The organism is Streptomyces sp. NRRL F-5630 (genome assembly GCF_000719475.1).
Lineage (GTDB): Bacteria > Actinomycetota > Actinomycetes > Streptomycetales > Streptomycetaceae > Streptomyces.
This window is the reverse complement of the sequence record NZ_JOGO01000084.1, coordinates 1-23,757: the sequence shown is the minus strand read 5'-3', so window position 1 is coordinate 23,757 and position 23,757 is coordinate 1. Positions and strand designations below refer to the sequence as shown.

Annotated in this window: 18 protein-coding genes, 1 rRNA gene and 1 riboswitch; of the genes, 14 read left to right on the top strand and 5 right to left on the bottom strand. The window is 71.3% G+C overall.

The genetic code is table 11. From position 1 onward, the window contains the following. The 11 genes from rrf to IF99_RS0126585 form a co-directional block, all read left to right on the top strand. Window positions 1-74 (top strand): 5S ribosomal RNA (gene rrf / locus IF99_RS0126635); the annotation flags it as partial. A 169-nt stretch (window positions 75-243) separates the two neighbouring features. Continuing rightward, the gene (locus tag IF99_RS0126630) at window positions 244-852 is read left to right on the top strand and encodes a CDP-alcohol phosphatidyltransferase family protein (RefSeq protein ID WP_031000245.1); all 609 of its coding nucleotides are present in this window, start codon (window positions 244-246) and stop codon (window positions 850-852) included. A 67-nt stretch (window positions 853-919) separates the two neighbouring features. Further along, entirely contained in the window at window positions 920-3,415 is a 2,496-nt protein-coding gene (locus tag IF99_RS0126625; RefSeq protein ID WP_031000243.1) for a mannose-1-phosphate guanyltransferase, read from the top strand. 195 nt (window positions 3,416-3,610) lie between these two features. Continuing rightward, window positions 3,611-4,564 (top strand): DUF881 domain-containing protein, encoded by a 954-nt coding sequence (locus tag IF99_RS0126620; RefSeq protein WP_031000241.1) that lies wholly within the window; start codon window positions 3,611-3,613, stop codon window positions 4,562-4,564. Then, the gene (locus IF99_RS0126615) at window positions 4,561-4,893 is read left to right on the top strand and encodes a small basic family protein (RefSeq protein ID WP_008749169.1); all 333 of its coding nucleotides are present in this window, start codon (window positions 4,561-4,563) and stop codon (window positions 4,891-4,893) included. Before IF99_RS0126620 ends, IF99_RS0126615 begins: the two co-directional genes overlap by 4 nt. A gap of 7 nt (window positions 4,894-4,900) precedes the next feature. Then, complete coding sequence (locus IF99_RS0126610) at window positions 4,901-5,809, top strand: DUF881 domain-containing protein (RefSeq protein WP_031000239.1); 909 nt, start codon at window positions 4,901-4,903, stop codon at window positions 5,807-5,809. 189 nt (window positions 5,810-5,998) lie between these two features. Then, on the top strand, window positions 5,999-6,823 hold the full coding sequence (locus tag IF99_RS0126605; RefSeq protein ID WP_078655294.1) for an FHA domain-containing protein: 825 nt from the start codon (window positions 5,999-6,001) through the stop codon (window positions 6,821-6,823). An 18-nt stretch (window positions 6,824-6,841) separates the two neighbouring features. Then, entirely contained in the window at window positions 6,842-7,597 is a 756-nt protein-coding gene (locus IF99_RS0126600) for a MerR family transcriptional regulator (protein ID WP_031000236.1), read from the top strand. 233 nt (window positions 7,598-7,830) lie between these two features. Next, window positions 7,831-8,304: a bifunctional nuclease family protein gene (locus IF99_RS0126595; protein ID WP_007829529.1), complete on the top strand. Its 474-nt coding sequence runs from the start codon at window positions 7,831-7,833 to the stop codon at window positions 8,302-8,304. Between the two features lie 189 nt (window positions 8,305-8,493). Continuing rightward, complete coding sequence (locus IF99_RS0126590; protein ID WP_420705723.1) at window positions 8,494-9,117, top strand: MerR family transcriptional regulator; 624 nt, start codon at window positions 8,494-8,496, stop codon at window positions 9,115-9,117. A 263-nt stretch (window positions 9,118-9,380) separates the two neighbouring features. Next, the gene (locus IF99_RS0126585; protein ID WP_107049019.1) at window positions 9,381-10,769 is read left to right on the top strand and encodes a DNA polymerase IV; all 1,389 of its coding nucleotides are present in this window, start codon (window positions 9,381-9,383) and stop codon (window positions 10,767-10,769) included. A 57-nt stretch (window positions 10,770-10,826) separates the two neighbouring features. Here IF99_RS0126585 and IF99_RS0126580 read toward each other — a convergent pair whose 3' ends face one another. Beyond that, on the bottom strand, window positions 10,827-11,198 hold the full coding sequence (locus IF99_RS0126580) for a PRC-barrel domain-containing protein (RefSeq protein WP_031000229.1): 372 nt from the start codon (window positions 11,196-11,198) through the stop codon (window positions 10,827-10,829). 143 nt (window positions 11,199-11,341) lie between these two features. Next, window positions 11,342-11,440, top strand: a riboswitch (glycine riboswitch). A gap of 189 nt (window positions 11,441-11,629) precedes the next feature. Between IF99_RS0126580 and gcvP the strand changes: the two genes are divergently transcribed. Further along, complete coding sequence (gene gcvP / locus IF99_RS0126575; protein ID WP_031000227.1) at window positions 11,630-14,515, top strand: aminomethyl-transferring glycine dehydrogenase; 2,886 nt, start codon at window positions 11,630-11,632, stop codon at window positions 14,513-14,515. Between the two features lie 114 nt (window positions 14,516-14,629). On the opposite strand, the gene IF99_RS0126570 is transcribed toward gcvP, so the two are convergent. Both IF99_RS0126570 and IF99_RS0126565 read right to left on the bottom strand, forming a co-directional pair. Next, entirely contained in the window at window positions 14,630-14,833 is a 204-nt protein-coding gene (locus IF99_RS0126570) for a DUF5999 family protein (protein ID WP_031000226.1), read from the bottom strand. A 255-nt stretch (window positions 14,834-15,088) separates the two neighbouring features. Continuing rightward, on the bottom strand, window positions 15,089-15,685 hold the full coding sequence (locus IF99_RS0126565; protein ID WP_031000223.1) for a hypothetical protein: 597 nt from the start codon (window positions 15,683-15,685) through the stop codon (window positions 15,089-15,091). A 556-nt stretch (window positions 15,686-16,241) separates the two neighbouring features. On the opposite strand from IF99_RS0126565, the gene IF99_RS0126560 reads away from it, so the two are divergent. Beyond that, window positions 16,242-17,735: a glutamate--cysteine ligase gene (locus IF99_RS0126560; protein WP_031000221.1), complete on the top strand. Its 1,494-nt coding sequence runs from the start codon at window positions 16,242-16,244 to the stop codon at window positions 17,733-17,735. 656 nt (window positions 17,736-18,391) lie between these two features. Then, window positions 18,392-19,192, top strand: a complete 801-nt coding sequence (locus IF99_RS0126555) for a CPBP family intramembrane glutamic endopeptidase (RefSeq protein ID WP_037827672.1) — start codon at window positions 18,392-18,394, stop codon at window positions 19,190-19,192. Between the two features lie 183 nt (window positions 19,193-19,375). On the opposite strand, the gene argG is transcribed toward IF99_RS0126555, so the two are convergent. Beyond that, the gene (gene argG, locus IF99_RS0126550) at window positions 19,376-20,842 is read right to left on the bottom strand and encodes an argininosuccinate synthase (protein WP_031000216.1); all 1,467 of its coding nucleotides are present in this window, start codon (window positions 20,840-20,842) and stop codon (window positions 19,376-19,378) included. A gap of 378 nt (window positions 20,843-21,220) precedes the next feature. Next, complete coding sequence (locus tag IF99_RS0126545) at window positions 21,221-23,602, bottom strand: ATP-binding cassette domain-containing protein (RefSeq protein ID WP_031000215.1); 2,382 nt, start codon at window positions 23,600-23,602, stop codon at window positions 21,221-21,223. Between the last annotated feature and the right edge of the window lie 155 nt (window positions 23,603-23,757).

Below are 23,757 nucleotides of genomic sequence, written 5' to 3'. Positions count from 1 at the left end.
ACCCGGAAGCTAAGCCTCAAAGCGCCGATGGTACTGCAAGGGGGACCTTGTGGGAGAGTAGGACGCCGCCGAACAATTCTTGTGGGGAAGCCCCGCACCTTTATGGTGCGGGGCTTTTCCGCGTTTTGAGGCGGGCCGGCGCTGTGCCGCCCCGCCGCGACCGGGACCCCTCGCGCGGTGGCGTCCTGGCCACCCGGTAAAGTCGGGCTGCACTGTTGACGGTTCCCTTCAGGAGGCCCCCGGGTGGAGGTCCAGGAGACCGCGGTCCAGACGGATCGGGTACTCACCATTCCCAACATCCTCAGCGCGGCGAGGCTCGTCGGCGTTCCGCTGTTTCTGTGGCTGATTCTCCGCCCTGAGTTCGGGGGCCCGCAGAGCGACGGATGGGCACTCCTCGTACTCGCGCTGAGCGGGATCAGTGACTACCTCGACGGGAAACTCGCCCGCCGGTGGAACCAGATCAGCAGCCTCGGCCGGGTTCTCGACCCCGCGGCCGACCGGCTCTACATCCTCTCCACCCTGGTCGGTCTCACGTGGCGCGAGATTCTGCCGCTCTGGGTCACCTGCGTGCTCCTCGCCCGCGAGGCGCTTCTCGGCGTCATGGTGCTGATCCTGCGCAAGCACGGATTCCCGCCTCCCCAGGTGAACTTTCTCGGGAAGGCGGCTACGTTCAACCTGATGTACGCCTTCCCGCTGCTGCTGCTCAGTGACGGAAGCGGATGGCTCGCTTCACTGGCGGCGATTTTCGGATGGGCGTTCGCAGGATGGGGTACAACCCTGTATTGGTGGGCAGGAATCTTGTACGTGGTGCAGGTCCGCCGGGTCATCAAGGCGGCGGCCACGGCCGACTGAAGCCGTTCTCCTGAAGAGGCGGCCTGGTCGGTATTCGATCCGTCTCTTCGAGGAGGACACTCCCGCTATGAAGGCCGTCGTGATGGCCGGTGGTGAAGGTACCCGGCTTCGCCCCATGACCTCCAGCATGCCCAAACCACTGCTCCCGGTCGCCAACCGGCCCATCATGGAGCACGTGCTGCGGCTGCTCAAGCGCCACGGTCTCACCGAGACCGTCGTCACCGTGCAATTCCTGGCCTCGCTGGTCAAGAACTACTTCGGCGACGGCGAAGAACTCGGGATGGAGCTGAGCTACGCCAACGAGGAGAAGCCGCTCGGCACGGCGGGGAGTGTGAAGAACGCCGAAGACGCTCTCAAGGACGACGCTTTTCTCGTCATCTCCGGCGACGCCCTCACCGACTTCGACCTGACCGACCTCATCAATTTCCACAAGGAAAAAGGCGCCCTCGTCACGGTCTGTCTCACCCGGGTGCCCAACCCCCTCGAATTCGGCATCACCATCGTCGACGACGAGGGAAAGGTCGAGCGCTTCCTGGAGAAGCCCACCTGGGGGCAGGTCTTCTCGGACACGGTGAACACCGGGATCTACGTCATGGAGCCCGAGGTCTTCGACTACGTCGAGGCCGACACCTCCGTCGACTGGTCGGGTGACGTCTTCCCGCAGCTCATGAAGGAAGGCAAGCCGGTCTACGGCTACATCGCCGAGGGCTACTGGGAGGACGTCGGCACCCACGAGAGCTACGTCAAGGCTCAGGCCGACGTACTCGACGGCAAGGTCGACGTCGAACTGGACGGCTTCGAGATCTCCCCCGGCGTCTGGGTCGCCGAGGGCGCCGACGTCCACCCGGACGCGGTGCTGCGAGGGCCCCTCTACATCGGCGACTACGCCAAGGTCGAGGCCGGCGCCGAGCTGCGCGAGCACACCGTGGTGGGCTCCAACGTCGTCGTCAAGAGCGGGGCCTTCCTCCACAAGGCCGTCCTCCACGACAACGTCTACATCGGTGAGCACAGCAACCTGCGCGGCTGTGTCGTCGGCAAGAACACCGACATCATGCGGGCCGCCCGCATCGAGGACGGCGCCGTCATCGGCGACGAGTGCCTCGTCGGCGAGGAATCGATCATCCAGGGCAATGTGCGGGTCTACCCGTTCAAGACCATCGAGGCCGGCGCCTTCGTCAACAACTCCGTCATCTGGGAGTCGCGGGGCCAGGCGCACCTCTTCGGCGCCCGCGGCGTCTCCGGCATCCTCAACGTCGAGATCACCCCCGAACTCGCCGTCCGCCTCGCCGGTGCCTACGCCACCACGCTCAAGAAGGGCTCCACGGTCACCACGGCGCGCGACCACTCCCGGGGCGCCCGTGCTCTCAAGCGGGCCGTGATCTCCGCGCTCCAGGCGAGCGCCATCGACGTACGCGACCTGGAGAACGTGCCCCTGCCCGTCGCCCGCCAGCAGACCGCGCGCGGGAGCGCGGGCGGTCTCATGATCCGTACGACCCCGGGTGTGCCCGACTCCGTCGACATCATGTTCTTCGACGGGAACGGGGCCGACCTCTCCCAGGCCAGCCAGCGCAAGCTCGACCGCGTCTACGCCCGCCAGGAGTACCGCAGGGCCTTCCCCGGCGAGATCGGGGACCTGCACTTCCCGTCCAGCGTCTTCGACTCCTATACCGGCTCGCTGCTGCGCAACATCGACACCACCGGCATCAGCGAATCCGGGCTCAAGGTCGTCGTGGACGCGTCCAACGGGAGTGCCGGTCTCGTGCTGCCGAGCCTGCTCGGCAAGCTCGGCGTCGACTCGCTCACCATCAACCCCGGACTCGACGAGTCCAGGCCCACCGAGACCGCCGACACCCGGCGCGCGGGGCTGGTCCGGCTCGGTGAGATCGTCGCCTCCGCCGGTGCCGCCTTCGGGGTGCGCTTCGACCCGGTGGGGGAGCGGCTCTCGCTCGTGGACGAGAAGGGCCGCATCGTCGAGGACGACCGGGCACTGCTCGTCATGCTCGACCTCGTCGCCGCCGAGCGGCGCAGCGGGCGGGTCGCGCTCCCGGTGACGACGACCCGTATCGCCGAACAGGTGGCCGCCTACCACGGCACCCAGGTCGAGTGGACGATGACCTCGCCCGACGACCTCACCCGGGTGGGCCGTGAGGACGGCTCGATCTTCGGCGGGGACGGCCGGGGCGGCTTCATCATCCCCGAGTTCAGCAGCGTCTTCGACGGCACCGCCGCCTTCGTACGGCTCATCGGACTCGTCGCCCGCACCCAGCTCACCCTGAGCCAGATCGACGCGCGCATCCCCCGGGCCCACGTCCTCAAGCGGGACCTCGCCACGCCGTGGGCGGTCAAGGGCCTCGTCATGCGGACCGTCGTCGAGGCCGCCGCCGGGCGTTCCGTCGACGTGACCGACGGGGTACGCGTCGTCGAGTCCGACGGACGCTGGGTCATGGTCCTCCCCGACCCGGCCGAGGCGGTCACCCACCTGTGGGCCGAGGGCCCCGACGACGAGTCGGCGCAGGCCCTGCTCGACGAGTGGGCGAGCGTCGTGGACAGCGCGGGACGCTGAGCCGCACCCGGCGGAGGCCGCACCACCCGGACGCCACGCGTACCGGGCGGTGCGGCCTCCGCCGTCGTACCGACACCTCGTGTAGAGCCCGGCAGGAGCGCCGAGACTCACTCGTGCGGGTGAAAGGGGACACCCGAGCGCAGCGCCGGTGGGGCCATTCGGAGGAACGGCCCCCGACATGCGACGATGTGCGGCATGTCGCAGCAGCCCCCCACCCGAGGCGGCGCCCCCTCCCGGCGCCCGGACGCCTCCATGTCGCTGCTGACGAACGTCATGGACCACAGCCTCGACGACGGCTACGCCGAGGCCGCCGCGCGCAAGCGGGCGGCGGGAGGCGCCGCGGGGCTCCCGCGTACCCTGCGCGGCCGGCTGCTCCTCGGCCTGGGCCTCGTCCTCGCCGCCCTCGTCGTGACGGTCGGCGCCTCGCAGGCGCGAGAGAGTGCTCCGGTGCTCGCCAAGGAGCGCGAGGAACTCATCGACCGCATCAACGACGAGAGCGACGCGGCCGATCGCCTGGAGAAACACGTCGAGTCGCTGCGCGACGAGGTGGGCCGGCGCCAGGACGCGGCGCTCAAGGACAACGGCACGGACCGGGTCCGGCTGCTCGGCCTGCTCTCCGGGGCGAGCGCGGCGCAGGGCCCGGGAGTCCGGCTCGTCGTGGACGACGCGGCCTCAGCCCAGACCAGCACAGGCGACGGGCCCCGGCAGACCACCGACTTCTCCGACATCGGACGCGTACGGGACCGCGATCTGCAACGCGTCGTCAACGGCCTGTGGGAGTCGGGCGCCGAGGCCGTCGCGGTCAACGGGCAGCGCCTCACCGCGCTCTCGGCGATCCGGGCGGCCGGGGAGGCCGTGCTCGTCGACAACAAGCCGCTCGTGCCGCCGTACACCGTCCTCGCCCTCGGGGACGGGCCACGGCTGAAGGACCGCTTCGGGCGCAGCGTGGACGGCCGGTACCTGGACCGCTTGCACAAGGACTACGACATCCGGGTGAAACTCTCCGCCGAGGACTCCCTGCGCGTCCCCGCGGCGCCGGCGGTACGGGTGCGCTCCGCCCGCCCGCAGACGCCGGCGGAGAAGCAGCCGGGGGCACAGCCGAAGACGCAGTCGAACACAGAGAATCCAGCAGGGAAGGGCACATCGTGATCGCCGTACTGGGCCTCGTCGTGGGGGTGGTGGTGGGACTCTTCGTCCGCCCCGAGGTGCCCGCCGTCGTCGAGCCGTATCTGCCCATCGCCGTCGTCGCGGCCCTCGACGCCGTCTTCGGCGGCCTGCGCGCGATGCTCGACGGCATATTCGACGACAAGGTCTTCGTCGTCTCCTTCCTCTCCAACGTCGTCGTCGCCGCGCTCATCGTCTTCCTCGGCGACAAACTCGGTGTCGGCGCCCAGTTGTCCACCGGCGTCGTCGTCGTTCTCGGTATCCGCATCTTCTCCAACGCGGCAGCGATCCGCCGCCACGTGTTCAGGGCGTGAGCGCATCATGAGCGAAACGCCCGACGAGCGACCCGGCGAACCGCCCAGGGAACGGCCCCGGATGTGGGCCGCCGAACTGCCCCCGGAACAGCCGCGCGCGCGGATCGGCCACAGGAACGAGGCGCGGCGGACGGCGGACCAGCGGGCCGGGAGGCCCCCGGAGCCGCCGCGCACGCCCGCGGGCGCCGGTCCCGGGCTGACGGGGCGTCAGCGGCTCGTCAAGGGCCTGTGGCCGCCGCGCGTCACCCGCGCACAGCTCATCGTCGCGCTGCTGCTCTTCGGCCTCGGCCTCGGTCTCGCCATCCAGGTGCGGTCGCACAACGACAGCAGCGCGCTGCGGGGGGCACGCCAGGAAGATCTTGTCCGTATCCTCGATGAACTGGATGACCGTACTCAGCGTCTGGAAGACGAGAAGCAGAGTCTGGAGAGCCAGCGCACGGAGCTGGAGAACAGCTCGGACCAGGCGGAGGAGGCACGGAAGCAGACCGTGGAGAAGGAACGCCAGCTCGGCATCCTGGCCGGCACGGTGGCCGCGCAGGGCCCCGGGATCACGGTGACGGTCCAGGACCCGCGGCACCGGGTCAAGGCCGACATGCTCCTCGACACCATCCAGGAGCTGCGCGCGGCGGGAGCGGAGGCGATCCAGATCGGGGACGTCCGGGTCGTCGCGAGTACGTATCTGACCGACGAGGGTAAGAGCGTGCGGATCGACGGGCACAAGATCGACGCCCCCTTCCGGTTCAAGGTCATCGGCAAGCCGCAGGACCTCACGCCCGCGCTCAGCATCCCGGGCGGAGTCGTGCAGACTCTGGAGAAGGAGCAGGCCACCGTCGTGGTACAGGAGGAAAAGAAGATCGTCGTGGACGCCTTGCGGCCCGCGAAGACGCCCGATTACGCTCAGTCGTCCTCGCGGTGAAGCGGTGCGCATGACGATTGCCGCGCGAGGGCAGGAGGAAGCGGGGGGTCGACGCGTCGTCAGACCGGCGCGTAGGGGAAACTGTCCGGTGATCGTGGGCCTCGTGGAGATGTCCCGGACAGTCAGTGAGAGCAATGAGGGTTCGTCCTGCCCCACGGGCGGGTCTGTTTCGGTCAAGGGGAATCGCCCGTGAGTTTTTTTTCGAAGTTGTTCGGCAGGAACAAGCGCGAGGACGGTGCCGCCGCGCGGCACCGCGCCCGTCCCGGCGAGGAGGGGGAGCGCCCGCTGTTCCGTGACGAAGTCGCTGGTCCGGCTGGTGGTACGCAGGGTGGACAGGGCGCGTCGGCTGTTGACCCGGCCACCGCGGACGGCATAGGTTTCGGGCAACCGTCAACCTCAAGTACGGGTGGAGGGTTCGCCCGCGACTCGTATGCGTCGAACGCTTCCGCGGGACAGCAGGGTCAGGAGGACTCGTCCATGGGTTTTCTGGTGTGCGGCAGGTGCGGTCATCAGAACCCACAGACCGGCCGCTTCTGCTCCAACTGCGGTGCCCCGTTGCGCCCCGGCGCGGTGCCCGAGCGCGCCTCGGAGACCACGTCGACCATCTCGATCTCGGGGCTTGAGGCGTACGACCCCGAGGCCACCGGACAGACGGCGCTGCCCGCGCTCTCCCCGGAGGCCCAGGCGGCCGTGGACGCCCTGCCGCTCGGCTCGGCGCTCCTGATCGTGCGGCGCGGCCCCAACTCGGGCAGCCGCTTCCTGCTCGACGGGGAGCTGACCACGGCGGGCCGACACCCGCAGAGCGACATCTTCCTTGACGACGTGACCGTCTCCCGGCGGCACGTGGAGTTCCGGCGGGCGGCGGACGGCACCTTCACGGTCGCCGACGTCGGCAGTCTCAACGGCACCTACGTCAACCGTGAGCGCATCGACTCGGTCGTGCTCGCCAACGGCGACGAGGTGCAGATCGGCAAGTACCGGCTGGTCTTCTACGCGAGCCAGCAGGCACTCTGACCCGCGAGAGCAGGGGGCATGGTGGACAGTGCGAGGGGCGGTGCCGATCTCGACGGCACCGCCACCGAGCGGACTCGCCCGGTGAACACCGTCACCGAGCGGACTCGCCCGGTGAGTATCGGGGCCGTGCTGAACATCCTCCGCGAGGAGTTCCCCGAGGTCACCATCTCCAAGATCCGCTTTCTGGAGGCGGAGGGGCTCATCGAGCCCCAGCGCACCCCTTCCGGATACCGCAAGTTCACCCCGCGGGACGTGGAGCGCCTCGGCCACGTCCTGCGGATGCAGCGCGACCACTACCTGCCGCTCAAGGCGATCCGCGAGTACCTGGACGCCGTCGAGCGCGGTGAGCGCCCGGCGGCACCGCTCGTCGGCCGGCAGAGCGGCCCCCCGCCGCGCGACGAGGTGACCGTGAGCCGTCTCGGCCGTGCCGAACTGCTCGCCGCGGCGGGCGTGGACGAGGCGGAACTCACTGCCTGGGAGTCGTACGGCCTCGTCTCCGCGCTCCCCGACGGGTACTACGACGCGCGCCTCGTGCGCATCGCCCGGCTCGTCTCGGAACTCGGGCGGCACGGCATCGAGCCGCGGCACCTCCGGGCCACCAAGGCCGCCGCCGACCGCGAGGCGGGGCTCGTCGAGCAGGTCGTCGCCCCGCTCGTCCGCCACCGCAACCCGCAGACGCGGGTCCAGGCGGAGGAGCGCACCCGCGAGCTGGCCGACCTGGCGACGGGACTGCACACCGCGCTGGTCGAGCTGGCACTCGACGTACGGTCCTGAGCGCGGCCGGGGCGGGCGCGCCCGGTCGGGGCGAGGCCGCGGCGCACCCACTGTCCCGGAGGGCCGCTTCTCCTGGGGCGTGCCGCGAGGCCGCTTTTCCCAGGTGCGGGCCCTTGCCCCACCGGTTCTCGCGAGCCCTTCCCCACCGGGGCGGTGCGCCTTTCGGGCCTGTGCCTCCCTGCTCGTACGCCCCCGACTACCCAAACCGGCCGGGGACGACCTAGGGTTGGTGTGTGAATGAGCTCGACGTCGTAGGTGTCCGGGTCGAAATGCCCTCCAACCAGCCGATCGTGCTCCTGCGAGAAGTGGGAGGCGACCGGTACCTTCCCATCTGGATCGGTGCCGGCGAGGCGACGGCCATCGCCTTCGCCCAGCAGGGGATGACCCCCGCCAGGCCGCTGACGCACGACCTCTTCAAGAACGTGCTCGAAGCCGTCGGCCAGGAGCTGACCGAGGTCCGCATCACCGGGCTCAAGGACGGCATCTTCCACGCGGAACTCGTCTTCGCCAGTGGTATCGAGGTCAGCGCCCGCCCCTCCGACGCCATAGCGCTCGCCCTGCGCACCGGCTCGCCGATCTACGGTGCGGAGGAACTGCTCGACAGCGCGGGGATCGCGATCCCCGACGAGCAGGAGGACGAGGTGGAGAAGTTCCGCGAGTTCCTCGACCAGATCTCTCCCGAGGACTTCGGGACCAACAGTCAGTGAGGCCGCTCCGTGCCCCCGGTTCCCGTGGAGAACCGGGGGCGCGCAGGCATTCGGCTAGCCCTACCCCCACACACCGCGCGCTAAACCACTCTCTGGGGGAATTTCACCCGGCGTGCCCAGCGTGGCGATCGTTGACGCACCCCGGGTGACTGCCTACCGTCATGTGCCAGGTCGAGGACGGAGGTCGGCGTGAGAAGCAGCGGCGACAGCAGGGTGGGGGGCGTTCCCGGACGACGCCCGAACGGCGAGGCTCCCCTGCCGCTGCGCGGGGGCGCGTCGGGGCCGCAGGCGGTCGTGCCCGCGCCCGCGGTGGGATACCGGGGGCCGACGGCGTGTGTGGCGGCAGGCATCACGTACCGCCAGCTCGACTACTGGGCGCGCACCGGGCTCGTGGAGCCGAGTGTGCGCGCCGCGCAGGGCTCCGGGACCCAGCGGCTCTACAGCTTCCACGACGTCGTGGTCCTCAAGATCGTGCGGCGCTTCCTCGACACCGGGGTCGCCCTCCAGAACATCCGCGGCACCGTGCAGCACCTGCGCCACCGCGACCCCAAGGACCTGGAGGGGATGACCCTCATGAGCGACGGGGCGACGGTCTACGAGTGCACGTCGTCCGAGGAGGTCGTCGAACTGCTCCAGGGCGGGCAGGGCGTCTTCGGCATCGCCGTGGGGGTCGTGCAGCGCGATGTCGAGGCGGCGCTGGCGCAACTGCACGGCGAGCGGGTCGACCTCGTGGGCGAGGGGGAGACGGTGGTCCGCGGTGGCGAGGCCACCGGGGACGAACTCGCGGCGCGGCGGCGCAACCGGGCGGTGTGACCCGGACCTCGCAGGACCTCGTGGCAAGGAGGCGGGCGGCCGGGCGGCTGCCCGCCTTTTCTGTATTCCCTCGCGGTCCCCTGGCGGTCCCGCCCCCCCCTCGGGTACGGGCCGCCCTCAGTAGGCTCGCCCTCTCCAGGTACGGGTCTTCACCGGCGCTCCCGCCCGCCGAGGGCTCCCAGTCCTCCCCGGCGCCCGGCCTTCCCCCGTGTCCCCGGCACTCCGTACCGGGCGTTGTCAGTGGGGTGCGCGAGCATGGGGGTGTGAGACGTGCCCCCACCGTGATGCATCTGGACATGGATGCCTTCTTCGCCGCCGCCGAGCAGGCGGCGAAGCCGAGCCTGCGCGGCAAGGCGGTCGTCGTCGGCGGGCTCGGGCCGCGCGGGGTCGTCTCCACGGCGTCGTACGAGGCGCGCGCCTTCGGGGTGCACTCGGCGATGCCGACCGCGCAGGCGCGCCGTCTCGCGCCGAACGCCGCGTACCTCTTTCCGCGCTTCACGCTCTACCGGAGTGTGAGCGAGCAGGTGATGGAACTGCTCGGGGCCCTCTCGCCGCTCGTGGAGCCCCTCAGTCTCGACGAGGCGTTCGTCGACCTGGAGGCCGGGGGCGTGGCCTCCGACGCGCAGACGGCACGCGCGGTGGGGGAGCGGTTGCGCGCCGATATCAAGGCGCGGACGGGGCTGACGGGCTCCGTGGGGCTCGCGGCCTCGAAGATGCTCGCGAAGATCGGCTCCGAGCGGGCGAAGCCGGACGGGCTGGTCCTGATCGAGCCCGGCACCGAGCGCGAACTGCTCGCGCCGCTCTCCGTGCGGGTGCTGCCCGGGGTCGGTCCCGCCACCGGGGACCATCTGCGCAGGGCCGGGATCAGCACGATCGGGGAGATCGCGGAGGCGGGCGAGGACGAACTCGTCCGGCTGCTCGGGAAGGCGCACGGCGCGGGGGTCTACGCCATGGCGCTCGCGCACGACGAGCGGCCCGTCGTCGCCGAGCGGGAGGGCAAGTCGATCTCGGTCGAGGACACGTACGACGTGGACATCCACGACCGGGTACGGGTACGGGCCGAGGTCGCCGCGCTCGCCGACCGCTGCGTCGGGCGGCTGCGCGCGAGTGGACGCTCGGGGCGGACCGTGGTGCTCAAGGTGCGGCGGTACGACTTCTCGACGCTGACGCGCTCCGAGACGCTGCGCGCGCCCACCGATGACCCGGCCGTCGTGCGCGAGGCGGCGGCGCGGCTCCTGGAGCTCGTGGACACGACGGGTGGGGTGCGGCTGCTCGGTGTGGGGGTCTCCGGGCTCGCCGACTTCACGCAGGAGGTGCTCTTCGCGCGGACGACGACCGGCGAGGAGCCCCTCGCGCGCGCCGCCCCCGCGCCCCTCCTGGTGACCACATCCGTGCCCGTCCCGGCCGCACCACCCGTGCCCCTGTGGCGCCCGGGCCAGGACGTCGAGCACAGGGAGCACGGGGCCGGGTGGGTGCAGGGCAGTGGGCTCGGACGGGTCACGGTGCGCTTCGAGACGCCGTACGACGACCGTCCGGGACGCGTGCGGACCTTCGCCGTCGACGACCCGGACCTGAGCGCGGCGGAACCGCTCCCGCTCGTGCGAGGGGCCGGCGACGGCGAGGTCCGGCCGGGCGCGGCGGAGGCGCGGTAGCGGGCCGTGCCGGAAGGCGCCGGGGTATCAGGACGGCGTACCGGCGAGGCGTGGCTCTCAGGCGTCCTCGCGGCCGGCGACGTGCCCGAACGAGATGTCCTCGTGCGGTTCAGGAGGCCCGGCATCGAGGCCGTAGTGGCGATAGAGCTCAAGCTCCTGCTGCGGGGAGAGGTGGCGGCCGACGCCGAAGTCGGGCGCGTTCTTGACCAGGGCGCGCGCGAAGGGGACGCGCAGGACGCCCGCGACGAGCCGGCTCGGCTCCAGGGGGACGAAGGCGTCCCTGCTGAAGAGGCCGGTGCGTATCGCCGCCCACTCGGGGATCCCGGTGGCGTCGTCGAGGTAGACCTCGTCCACGGTGCCGATCCTGACACCCTCGCTGTCCACCGCCTTGCGACCGATCAGGGCGTGCGGGTCGATATCGGTCTCCACGGCACCTCCTGGTGTCGGCGCCCGCGCTGCGGGGCCGTAGGGCTCGTACCCCTACGTAAAGGCACTTCGGCTCCGGCGGCCACTCGGCGTCCCGCCGCCCCTGACCCGCCCGGCGCGCCGCTGGTACGCTGGCCATTGGCTGCTGACCCTGTGCGGGAGAGTGCCCCGGAGCTGGAAACCGGGGACGCCGAAGGAGCAAATCCTCCCCGGAATCTCTCAGGCCCCTGTACCGCGCGGGTGAGGTCACTCTGGAAAGCAGGACGCGTCCGGCGGGAACGCGGGGCGACGGTCCTCACCGACGGTGAAAGCCTGGCCGGGCGCGTGCGCCCGTGAAGGTGAAGCTCTCAGGTCCGGATGACAGAGGGGGAGGCCGTCCGGGTACCCGCAGGCGGTATCCGGTGCAGGTCGCGCCGACCAGGAGGCCCCCGCAGATGACCGCCCACCGCACCCCGCTGACCCGCCTGGAAGAGGGCACGCCCTTCGCCCAGCGCCACATCGGCCCCGACGCCGAGGCACGGGCGAAGATGCTCGCCCAGGTCGGCTTCGGCTCGCTCGACGAGCTCACCGCCGCCGCCGTGCCCGAGGTGATCCGCTCCGCCGAGGCGCTCCAGCTCCCCGCCGCGCGCACCGAGGCCGAGGTCCTCGCCGAACTGCGCGCCCTGGCGCGCCGCAACGAGGTCATGGACTCCATGATCGGCCTCGGCTACTACGGCACCTTCACGCCGCCGGTCATCCTGCGCAACGTCATGGAGAACCCGGCCTGGTACACCGCGTACACGCCCTACCAGCCGGAGATCTCGCAGGGCCGCCTGGAGGCGCTGCTCAACTTCCAGACGATGGTCGCCGACCTCACCGGGCTGCCCACCTCCGGCGCCTCGCTGCTCGACGAGGGCACCGCGGCGGCCGAGGCGATGGCGCTCTCGCGGCGCGTCGGCAAGGTCAAGAAGGGCGTCTACCTGGTCGACGCCGACACCTTCCCGCAGACCGTCGCCGTGCTCCGCACCCGCGCGGAGCCGACAGGCGTCGAGGTCGTCGTCGCCGACCTGTCACAGGGCCTGCCCGCCGAGTACGCCGAGGGCGGCGTCACCGGCGTCCTGCTCCAGTACCCGGGCGCCTCCGGGGCCGTACGGGACCTGCGCCCCGTCATCGAGCAGGCGCACGCGGTCAACGCCGTCGTGACCGTCGCCGCCGACCTGCTCGCCCTCACCCTGCTCACCCCGCCCGGCGAGCTGGGCGCGGACATCGCCGTCGGCACCACGCAGCGCTTCGGTGTCCCGATGGGCTTCGGCGGACCGCACGCGGGCTACATGGCCGTCCGCGAGGCGCACGCCCGCAGCCTGCCCGGCCGCCTCGTCGGCGTCTCCGTCGACGCGGACGGCGACAAGGCGTACCGCCTCGCCCTCCAGACCCGCGAGCAGCACATCCGCCGCGAGAAGGCGACGAGCAACATCTGCACCGCGCAGGTCCTGCTCGCCGTCATGGCCGGGATGTACGCGGTGTACCACGGCCCCGACGGGCTGCGCGCGATCGCCGAACGCACCCACCGCTACGCGAGCCTGCTCGCCGCCGGTCTGCGCGCCGGGGGTGTCGCCGTCGCCCACGGGGAGTACTTCGACACCCTCACGGTGACCGTCCCGGGACGCGCGGACGCGATCCTCGCCGCCGCCCGCGAGCAGGGCGTCAACCTCTACCGCGTGGACGCGGACACCCTCTCGCTCGCCTGCGACGAGACCACCGACCGCGCCCGCCTCGCCGCCGTCTGGGCCGCCTTCGGCGTCAGCGCGGACATCGAGGCCCTCGACGCGTCCACCGGGGACGCGCTCCCCGAGGCGCTGCGCCGCACGAGCACGTACCTCGACCACCCCGTCTTCCACGCGCACCGCTCCGAGACGGCGATGCTGCGCTACCTGCGCTCGCTCTCCGACAAGGACTACGCCCTGGACCGGGGCATGATCCCGCTCGGCTCCTGCACGATGAAGCTCAACGCGACGACCGAGATGGAGCCCGTCACCTGGCCCGAGTTCGGTTCCCTGCATCCCTTCGTGCCGGTCTCGCAGGCGCAGGGGTACCTGGAGCTGATCCACGAGCTGGAGGAGCGGCTCGCCGAGGTCACCGGGTACGACAAGGTCTCGCTCCAGCCGAACGCCGGTTCGCAGGGCGAGCTGGCCGGACTGCTGGCGGTGCGCGGCTACCACCGCGCGAACGGTGACACGGCCCGTACCGTCTGCCTCATCCCCTCGTCGGCGCACGGCACCAACGCCGCCTCCGCCGTCATGGCCGGGATGAAGGTCGTCGTCGTCAAGACGGCCGAGAACGGCGAGGTGGACCTCGACGACCTGCACGCCAAGATCGACAAGCACCGCGAGGAACTCGCCGTGCTCATGATCACCTACCCCTCGACGCACGGCGTCTTCGAGGAGCACGTCGCCGATGTCTGCGCGGCCGTGCACGAGGCCGGCGGCCAGGTCTACATCGACGGTGCCAACCTCAACGCCCTGGTCGGCCTCGCGCGGCCCGGCCACTTCGGTGGCGACGTCTCGCACCTCAACCTGCACAAGACCTTCTGCATCCCGCACGGTGGCGGCGGCCCCGGCGTCGGCCCGATCGGCGTCCGCGAGCACCTCGCCCCGTACCTGCCCAACCACCCGCTCCAGCCCGCCGCCGGGCCCGGGACCGGCGTCGGCCCGGTCTCGGCCGCGCCGTGGGGTTCCGCGGGCATCCTGCCGATCTCGTGGGCGTACGTGCGGCTCATGGGCGCCGAGGGGCTCAAGGAGGCCACGCAGGTCGCCGTGCTCTCGGCGAACTACATCGCCAAGCGCCTGGAGCCGCACTTCCCCGTGCTCTACACGGGTCCCGCCGGGCTCGTCGCGCACGAGTGCATCGTGGACCTGCGCGAGCTGACGAGGACCACGGGTGTCACCGTCGACGACATCGCCAAGCGCCTCATCGACTACGGCTTCCACGCCCCGACGATGTCCTTCCCGGTCGCGGGCACGCTCATGATCGAGCCGACCGAGAGCGAGAACCTCGCCGAGCTGGACCGCTTCTGCGAGGCGATGATCGCCATCCGCGCCGAGATCGACAAGGTCGCGGCCGGTACGTGGCCGGCCGAGGACAACCCGCTGCGCAACGCCCCGCACACCGCGCGGGCGCTCGCGGGCGAGTGGGAGCACGCCTACGAGCGGGCCGAGGCGGTCTTCCCCGGTCACGTCGACCCGACGACGAAGTACTGGCCGCCGGTGCGCCGGATCGACCAGGCCTTCGGCGACCGGAACCTCGTGTGCTCCTGCCCGCCGCTGGACGCCTACGAGGACTGAGCGGGTCCGCCACCCGAGGGCGGCCTGAGCCACCCGGACGGCGTACGCGGGGCCGGTACGGAGATCGTCCCTCCGTACCGGCCCCGCGTCGTTCGGCCGGGCCGTCCGGGCGGCTCAGGCCGCCGTCGTCACCGTGCCCGCCGTCGGGCGGTGCGGGGCGATGACACTGCCGTCGGGCAGGAGTTCGCCGGTGTCCTCGAAGAGCAGCACCCCGTTGCACAGCAGGCTCCAGCCCTGCTCCGGGTGGTGGGCGACCGGCAGGGCGGCGTCCCGGTCGGCGGAGAGGGCGGTGGGGCAGGGTGGTTGGTGCTGGCACATGGTCCGGGTCTCTCGCTGGCTGGTGGGGCTCGGCCGGCTCGTGACGCCGGTGGGCTCCTCGATGGTCATGACCGCATCCCCCGTATTTCGGTTGCTGCTCCCAGTCTTCCCCTGGGAGGCCGCTCCCGCAGGGATTTCGCGAGAGCGGGCCTCCTCGGACAGGGACGCTTCACCCGTGCGGGCGGTTCGCTGAACGCCCTTGCCCGTTCGGGTGGTTCGCCGTAGTCCCTCGGGACTACGGCACCCGGGCCGTCCTCAGGCGAGGCTGTCGAGCAGCCCGGCGGGGGATACCGGGGGAGCCAGCCTCCGTTCGAGCACGGGCAGGAACTGCGCGGCGCGCAACGGCAGGTACGCGGTGAAGCCGGGCGGGGCCGGAGCGAGCGGCACCAGGAGGTCCTGCTCGCCGAGCGCGCTCTCCGCCGCCATGTCGGCGACATCGGTGTGCAGCCACAGCATGAGCATGTAGAGGGCGGGAACGGAGAGCAGCCGCGCCTGGTACGGGGTGCTCAGGGCGTCCGCCTCGTGCAGGGCCCGGTCGGCGGCGTTGACGTACGGGCCCTCGAAGAAGTGCGAGAAGGTCCACCCGTCCGCCGTGAGCCGTGCCTCGCCCACCGCGAGCGGACGATCGCCGTTGCGAATGGTGAAGCGCCAGGAGTTCAGGCGGGTGCGCCCCGCCGAGCGGGGGGCGGTGGGGTCCAGGACGTGCACCGGGAGGCCCGGCTCGGCGATGAGCGGGCCACGTGCGGTGCGCAGCGCGGGGGTGGGCGCCTCGTGGACGGCGGTCGGCGACGCCAGGGCGGTGCGGACGCTGCGCAAGCTGGCCGCGGGGGCAGGCGGAAGGTGCAAGGGCATGGGCGGGAGCCTCTCTCGTGCGACAGGCTGGTGGAGCGGGCGGTACGACGGCTCTGTCCGCTCGCGCGATACGGAGGATGCTCTCGACTCCGGCGCGCAAGCACCAACTCTCCACCTCGTGCCCAGAGTTTATACGATGCGTGTTCGCCCGGGGTTTCCGCTAGCTGTCGCGCTTATTGCGGGCAAGTCACTATCAGGTCTTTTCCGTGAAGGTTTCACCATTGATTTCGCGGGTACCGCGCCAGTGACCTCGGCATGTGCTCCTGGTGTGGTCGTCCAGTAGTCGTCGGCGATATTCACCAGGACCGCCGGAAGATCCAGAGGCAGAGCGTCGGGAGGCCGGCGGGAGATCGGTGGGAGGGGAAAAGTCCGTGATATCCGGGCGGGCCCCCCGATTTGCCCGGCCATGCCCTGGGAATGTGCCGTACGAGGGTATCTGACTGCCTATCGGCAATGAGATGTCCGCAGGGCGTTACGGATCAGCGGGCCGGGGCATCATCCCCCGTGGATCTCGTGGCCGGAGCACCCGGCCGTCCATTCAGGAGGGGATGCTTCGATGGGGGAGAAGGTCGCGGCGGGCATATTCGACCTGTCCGACCGCCGACGCTACCGGGCGAAGTTGCGGCAGTGTCTGGACGGTCTGGAGCGGCTTCTGCGAGAAGGGAGCTTCGACCGCCCGAAGAACCTCATGGGCCTGGAGATCGAACTCAATCTCGCGGGCCCCGACGGTCTTCCCCGAATGGTCAACGGGGAAGTGCTCGAACGCATCGCGAGCCGCGATTTCCAGACCGAGCTGGGAATGTTCAACCTTGAGGTCAATATCGCCCCGCACCGCCTCGGCGGCCGGGTCCTCGATCAGCTCGCCGAAGAACTCCGCACGGGTCTCGCCTACGCGCACCGGCAGGCCGCGCAGCGGGACGCGGGCGTATTGATGATCGGCATTCTCCCGACGCTCGGGCAGGAACACCTGGTGGAGGCGAATTTCTCCGCCGTCGACCGGTACACCCTGCTCAACGAGCAGATCGTGGCCGCGCGCGGCGAGGACTTCAGCCTCGACATCGAAGGGCCCGAGCACCTCTCCTGCACCACCGGGTCGATCATGCCGGAGGCCGCCTGCACCTCCGTCCAGTTGCATCTGCAAGTGACTCCGGAGCGCTTCGCGGGAGTGTGGAACGCGGCCCAAGCGGTGACGGCGGTGCAGATCGCGGTCGGGGCCAACGCCCCCTTCGTCTTCGGGCGCGAGCTGTGGAGCGAGTCGCGGGTGCCGCTCTTCGAGCAGGCCACCGACACCCGCCCACCCGAACTCGTCGCGCAGGGCGTGCGACCCCGTACCTGGTTCGGGGAGCGGTGGATCGAGGGGCCGCTCGAACTCTTCGAGGAGAACTTGCGCTACTTCCCCGCGCTGCTCCCCATCTTCGACGACGAGGACCCGGGGAAGGTCCTCGACGGGGGAGGGGTGCCCGGGCTCGACGAGCTGTGCCTCCACAACGGCACGGTCTACCGCTGGAACCGGCCCGTGTACGGCGTCGCCGGGGGCGTCCCGCACCTGCGCGTCGAGAACCGGGTGCTGCCCGCCGGGCCGACCGTCACCGACGTCGTCGCCAACGCGGCCTTCTACTACGGGCTGGTCCGTACGCTCGCGGTACAGAGCAGGCCCGTGTGGACGCGGCTGCCCTTCGCCGAGGCGGAGCGCAATTTCCAGGAGGCGTGCCGGCACGGGATCGACGCGCGGCTGCGCTGGCCGCGGCGGGGGCGTGGAGGGCTCACCGAGGTGGACGCGGTGACGCTGGTGCGTGAGGAACTGCTGCCGCTGGCGGCGCAGGGGCTGGACGCCTGGGGAGTGGACCCGGCGGACAGGGACCTGTATCTCGGGGTGATCGAGGAGCGGTGCCGACGACGGGTGAACGGGGCCTCGTGGCAGGTGGCGGCGTACCGGGCGGGGCGCGAGCGGGGTCTGGAGCGGGGGGAGGCGCTGGCCGCGATGACGCGGCGGTACGCGGAGCTGAGCCGGGCGGACGAGCCGGTGCACTTGTGGGAGGCGCGGGGCTGAGCGCGCCTCTGCGCGAGGGCGGGGCCTCGGCTGCACGTGAGGGCCTGGGCCGGGTCCGCGCGTGAGGGCCTGTGCCTCGCCCGCCCGTGAGGGCCTGGGCCGGGTCCTCCGCTGTGGCCCCGGCGAAGGGCGAGTGTGAGCGGGGGCGGTGTTGCGATCCGCTGCCGGCCTCCCCGAGTGCGTCGCCGATGGCCTCGGGGGTTCCGCGCCACGATGCCGGTACCGGCGACTTCCGCCATGACGAGGACCGTGGCCCGCGCGGCCGTTCTTCCCCGGCCGCGGTTCTCGGGCCGCCGCGGATGGCGCGGTCCTCCGCGGCCACCTCATGACGTCTCCGGCCAGGGGTTCCTTCTTCTTCCTTCTCGCTCTCGGGCGCGGCGGCCGTTCGGCTCCCTGGGACGCCACACGTGTGGTCTGCGTCGTGCGCGTGCTGACGCGTGCGGTGGAACGGGCTGGTCGCCCGGCCGCGCGGGACCCCGTGATCCCACAGGGACTCGTGATCCCCTGGAGGCGGCCCGGTGAAGCGCCGGACGGGTCCGCGCGGTGGCGGAGCACCGGCGCGAACCTCACGTGTGTGGTGGTGCGAGCCCCGGGGCTCGGGCGGCACGCCGGCCGGGCGATGATGATGAGGCAGAAACGGTCAACTGGAGGCAGCTGTGCCCGTTGAGGAGGGCCTGGTGGCCGGAACTTTTCCCGGTGAGGGGCCCGCGAGACGAATCATCCGTAACGAGACGCTGCTCGTCCTCGCGCTCTCGCTCGGTGCGAGCGGCGTTTCCGCGCTGATCAGCTTCATCGGTTCGGTGACCCGCCCCGGGGGTCTCAAGGACCAGGCCGCCACGATGAACTCCTCGGCCGCGCCGGGGCGTCCGTGGCTGGACCTGGCGTGGCAGCTCTTCGGGATCGCGAGCGCGCTCGTCCCTGTGGCGCTCGTGCTGCACCTGCTGACGCGGGAGCGGGCGAGCGCCCGGGACCTCGGGTTCGATCTGCGCAGGCCGGGGAGCGACCTCGGGCGCGGCGCCCTGGTCGCGGCGGTGGTCGGCAGCGTCGGCATCGCCTTTTATCTGGGGGCGCGCGGCCTCGGCTTCAACCTCACCGTGGTGCCCGAGGCACTGCCCGACGTGTGGTGGAAGTACCCGGTCCTGGTGCTCTCGGCGGTGCAGAACGCGGTACTCGAAGAGGTCATCGTCGTGGGCTATCTGCTGCGCAGGCTGGGGCAGTTGGGGTGGAGCCCGATGGCGGCGCTCGTGGCGGGCTCGGTGCTGCGCGGCTCGTACCACCTCTACCAGGGAATCGGCGGCTTCTTCGGGAACGTCGCGATGGGCGTGCTCTTCGTGCTCCTGTACCGCAGGTGGGGGCGGGTGGGGCCGCTCGTCGTCGCGCACTCCTTCCTCGACATCGGCGCCTTCGTCGGCTTCGCGCTGCTCGCGGGCCGGGTGGACTGGCTGCCGACGGGCTGAGGGTGCTGGTGGGCTGAAGCTGTCGGCGGGGCTCAGGGCGTCGGCGGGCTCAGGCGGGGAGCGGCACGGGTACGGGGCCGCCCGGCGACCCGCGCGGGAGGGGCCCGGCGCGTGGTGCGCCGGGCCCCTCCTCGTATGTGCTTCCCGTGGCGGTGACGGCCGCAGGGCCGCCGTCCGCGCGGTTCAGTCGGTGCCGAACTCCATCGCGGCGCGGTCGAGCATCTCCTCGTCGCCGTCGATGCCGGTGGTCTCGCCGCGGGCGGCGATCGCCTCGGCGCCCCCCTCGGGGAGCTGCCCGATGAGGCCCGTGGCGGCGGCCTGGGCCGCGCCGAGCGAGGGGGTGCCCTCGCCGGAGCCCGAGCCGATCAGGCCGAGGCCCGCGTACTGCTCCAGCTTGGCGCGCGAGTCGGCGATGTCGAGGTTCCGCATGGTGAGCTGGCCGATGCGGTCGACGGGGCCGAAGGCGGCGTCCTCGGTCCGCTCCATGGAGAGCTTGTCCGGGTGGTAGCTGAAGGCGGGGCCCGTGGTGTCGAGGATCGAGTAGTCCTCGCCGCGCCGCAGCCGCAGCGTCACCTCGCCGGTGACGGCCGCGCCGACCCAGCGCTGGAGCGACTCGCGGACCATGAGCGCCTGCGGGTCCAGCCAGCGGCCCTCGTACATGAGGCGGCCGAGACGACGGCCCTCGTTGTGGTACTGGGCGAGGGTGTCCTCGTTGTGGATCGCGTTGACGAGGCGCTCGTAGGCGGCGTGCAGGAGGGCCATGCCGGGCGCCTCGTAGATGCCGCGGCTCTTCGCCTCGATGATGCGGTTCTCGATCTGGTCGGACATGCCGAGGCCGTGCCGGCCGCCGATCGCGTTCGCCTCCATGACGAGGTCGACCGCGGTGGCGAACTCCTTGCCGTTGACGGCCACCGGGCGGCCCTGGTCGAAGCGGATCGTGACGTCCTCGGGGAGGATCTCCACCTCGGGGTCCCAGAAGCGGACGCCCATGATCGGGTCGACCGTCTCCACGCCCGTGTCCAGGTGCTCAAGCGTCTTCGCCTCGTGGGTCGCGCCCCAGATGTTCGCGTCCGTCGAGTACGCCTTCTCGGTGCTGTCGCGGTACGGGAGGTCGTGGGCGACGAGCCACTCCGACATCTCCTTGCGACCGCCCAGCTCGGTCACGAAGTCGGCGTCGAGCCACGGCTTGTAGATCCGCAGGTGCGGGTTGGCGAGCAGCCCGTACCGGTAGAAGCGCTCGATGTCGTTGCCCTTGAAGGTCGAACCGTCGCCCCAGATCTGGACGTTGTCCTCCAGCATCGCCCGCACCAGCAGCGTGCCGGTGACGGCGCGGCCCAGGGGGGTCGTGTTGAAGTACGCGCGACCGCCCGAGCGGATGTGGAAGGCGCCGCAGGTCAGGGCCGCGAGCCCTTCCTCGACGAGGGCGGCGCGGCAGTCGACGAGACGGGCCACCTCGGCCCCGTACGTCTTGGCGCGGCCCGGGACCGAGGCGATGTCCGGCTCGTCGTACTGACCGATGTCGGCGGTGTACGTGCAGGGGACGGCGCCCTTGTCGCGCATCCAGGCGACGGCGACGGAGGTGTCGAGACCGCCGGAGAAGGCGATGCCGACGCGCTCGCCGGCGGGCAGGGAGGTGAGGACCTTGGACATGGGGAGAGTATGCGCTTCTCCGCATGGTTATGCAAATCCTGCCCGGCGGCGGCGGATTCCGGGGCTCCGCCCCGGGCCCCGTTGGGACAGGGCTCGGGGCTGTGCCCCTGGTCCCGCCGGGACAAGACTCGGGGCCCCGCCCCGGGCCCCGCTCCTCAAACGCCGGAGGGACTGATGTGAAGGCCCGGTGCCTCGAAGGCTGAAGGGGCTGGGCTGGGGCCGCTTCTCGAAAGCCGGAGGGGCTGATTTGGGGCTCCGCGCCTCGAAGGCGGCCCCTTCTCAGATGCCCGAGGGGTTGAGTCGGGGCCCGCTCTCGGCCGCTGGAGGCGCTGGGTTGGGGCCCGGCTTCTTGGCGGTTGAGGGGGCTGGTGTTCGGTCTCAAGGGGAGACGTACTCCCGCAAGTGCTGTGCCGTGAGTGTCTTGCCCGTCGAGAGCATTTCCGTTGGTGTGCCCTCGAAGACGATCTCGCCTCCGTCGTGGCCCGCTCCGGGGCCCAGGTCGATCAGCCAGTCCGCGTGGGCCATGACGGCCTGGTGGTGTTCGACGACGATCAGCGAGGTGCCGTGGTCGACCAGGTGGTCGAGGAGGGTGAGGAGCTGGGCGATGTCGGCGAGGTGGAGGCCCGTGGTGGGCTCGTCCAGGACGTAGAGGCGGGGGGCCTTCTTCGCGCCGAGGTGGGTGGCGAGCTTGAGGCGCTGGCGCTCGCCGCCGGAGAGCGTGGTGAGGGGCTGGCCGAGGCGGAGGTAGCCGAGGCCGACCTCGGCCAGGCGCGTCAGGACGCGGTGCGCGGCGGGAGTGCGGGCCTCGCCCTCCGCGAAGAAGGCGGCGGCCTCGTCGACCGTCATGCCGAGGACCTCGCTGATGTCGCGGCCACCGAGCCGGTGGGCGAGGACCCCAGGCTCGTACCGCTTCCCCTCGCACACCTCGCACGTCACCGCGACCCCCGCCATGATCCCGAGATCGCTGTAGACCACACCCGCGCCCTTGCAGGCCGGGCAGGCGCCCTCGGAGTTGGCCGAGAAGAGGGCGGGCGAGACGCCGTTGGCCTTCGCGAAGGCCTTGCGCACCGGTTCGAGCAGCCCCGTGTACGTGGCGGGGTTGCTGCGCCGCGAGCCCTTGATGGGGCTCTGGTCGACGGTGACGGCCTCCGTGCCCGGCGGCAGCGAGTCGTGCACGAGGGAGCTCTTGCCGGAGCCCGCGACGCCGGTCACGACCGTGAGCACGCCGAGCGGGATGTCGACGTCCACGTCCCGCAGGTTGTGCGTGCGGGCGCCGCGGATCTCCAGGGTCCCGCTCGGCTTCCGTACCTTCTCCTTGACCGGGGTGCGGTCCGCGAGGTGGCGGCCCGTCGTCGTGTCCGAGGCGCGCAGCCCCGCGACCGTGCCCTCGAAACCGATCTCGCCGCCCGCGGCCCCCGCTCCCGGACCGAGGTCCACGATGTGGTCGGCGATCGCGATCGTCTCGGGCTTGTGCTCCACGACGAGGACCGTGTTGCCCTTGTCCCGCAGCCGGAGCAGGAGTTCGTTCACGCGCTGGATGTCGTGCGGGTGCAGCCCGGCCGTGGGCTCGTCGAAGACGTACGTGACATCGGTGAGCGAGGAGCCGAGGTGGCGCACCATCTTGACGCGCTGCGCCTCACCGCCGGAGAGCGTGCCCGCCGGGCGGTCGAGGCTGAGGTAACCGAGGCCGATCTCCACGAAGGAGTCGAGCACCTGCCGCAGCGCGGAGAGCAGCGGGGCGGCCGAGGGCTCGTCCAGCGCCGTGAGCCAGGCGGCGAGGTCGCTGATCTGCAGCGCGGACAGCTCGGCGATGCCCTTGCCCCCGACCTTCACCGACCTCGCCTCCTCGCCCAGCCGCGAGCCCTCGCACTCCGGGCACGTCGTGAAGGTGACGGCACGGTCGACGAAGGCGCGGATGTGCGGCTGCATCGACTCGCGGTCCTTGGCGAGCATCGACTTCCTGATGCGCGGCACGAGACCCTCGTACGTCATGTTGATGCCCGCGATCTTCATGCGGACCGGTTCGCGGTACAGGAAGTCGTGCAGCTCCCGCTCGGTGAACTCGGCGACGGGTTTGCCCGCGTCGTAGAGGCCCGACTCCGTGTACAGCCTGGCGTTCCAGCCGCCGGCCTTGTAGCCGGGGACGAGGAGGGCGCCGTCGGCGAGGGACTTCGAGGCGTCGTACAGCTGTGTGAGGTCCATGTCCGTGACCGTGCCGCGGCCCTCGCAGCGCGGGCACATGCCGCCTGTGCGGTGGAAGGAGACCTTCTCGGCGCGGGCGTGCTCCTTGCCGACCCTGAGCGCGCCGCTCGCCTCGACGGTCGCCGTGTTGAAGGAGAAGGCCGCGGGCCCTCCGATGTGCGGGGAGCCGAGACGGCTGTAGAGGACGCGGAGCATCGCGTACGCGTCGGTCACCGTGCCGACCGTGGACCGCGGGTCGCCGCCCAGGCGCTGCTGGTCGACGACGATCGCGGTGGTCAGGCCGTCGAGCACGTCCACGTCGGGGCGCGCCCGGTTGGGCATGAAGCCTTGCAGGAAGGCGCTGTACGTCTCGTTGATCAGGCGCTGCGACTCGGCCGCCACGGTGTGGAAGACGAGCGAGCTCTTGCCCGAGCCCGAGACGCCCGTGAAGACCGTCAGGCGTCGCTTGGGGATCTCGACGCTCACGTTCTTGAGGTTGTTCTCGCGCGCGCCGACGACCCGGATCAGCGCGTGGCTGTCGGCGGGCGCGGGGGTCGCGGCGGTGCGGGACTGCGTCATGCGGGAGAACTCCGTCCGTGCGGGGCGCGGCGGCGCGGGGCTGGTTCTGCCGACCCTAACGAGTTGGTGCGTGATAGCCGGTGAGGTGTGTTGGCCTTGCTCACGGCGGCCTTCAGATGTTGGCGGTGCGGTCGGAGACGAGGCCGGCGATGGCG

Excerpts from the sequence above, each read along its gene's own strand:
- IF99_RS0126625 (WP_031000243.1), top strand. The coding sequence starts at position 920 with ATGAAGGCCGTCGTGATGGCCGGTGGTGAAGGTACCCGGCTTCGCCCC.
- IF99_RS0126620 (WP_031000241.1), top strand. The coding sequence starts at position 3,611 with ATGTCGCAGCAGCCCCCCACCCGAGGCGGCGCCCCCTCCCGGCGCCCG.
- IF99_RS0126610 (WP_031000239.1), top strand. The coding sequence starts at position 4,901 with ATGAGCGAAACGCCCGACGAGCGACCCGGCGAACCGCCCAGGGAACGG.
- IF99_RS0126600 (WP_031000236.1), top strand. The coding sequence starts at position 6,842 with ATGGTGGACAGTGCGAGGGGCGGTGCCGATCTCGACGGCACCGCCACC.
- gcvP (WP_031000227.1), top strand. The coding sequence starts at position 11,630 with ATGACCGCCCACCGCACCCCGCTGACCCGCCTGGAAGAGGGCACGCCC.
- IF99_RS0126570 (WP_031000226.1), bottom strand. The coding sequence starts at position 14,833 with ATGTGCCAGCACCAACCACCCTGCCCCACCGCCCTCTCCGCCGACCGG.
- IF99_RS0126565 (WP_031000223.1), bottom strand. The coding sequence starts at position 15,685 with ATGCCCTTGCACCTTCCGCCTGCCCCCGCGGCCAGCTTGCGCAGCGTC.
- IF99_RS0126560 (WP_031000221.1), top strand. The coding sequence starts at position 16,242 with ATGGGGGAGAAGGTCGCGGCGGGCATATTCGACCTGTCCGACCGCCGA.
- argG (WP_031000216.1), bottom strand. The coding sequence starts at position 20,842 with ATGTCCAAGGTCCTCACCTCCCTGCCCGCCGGCGAGCGCGTCGGCATC.
- IF99_RS0126545 (WP_031000215.1), bottom strand. The coding sequence starts at position 23,602 with ATGACGCAGTCCCGCACCGCCGCGACCCCCGCGCCCGCCGACAGCCAC.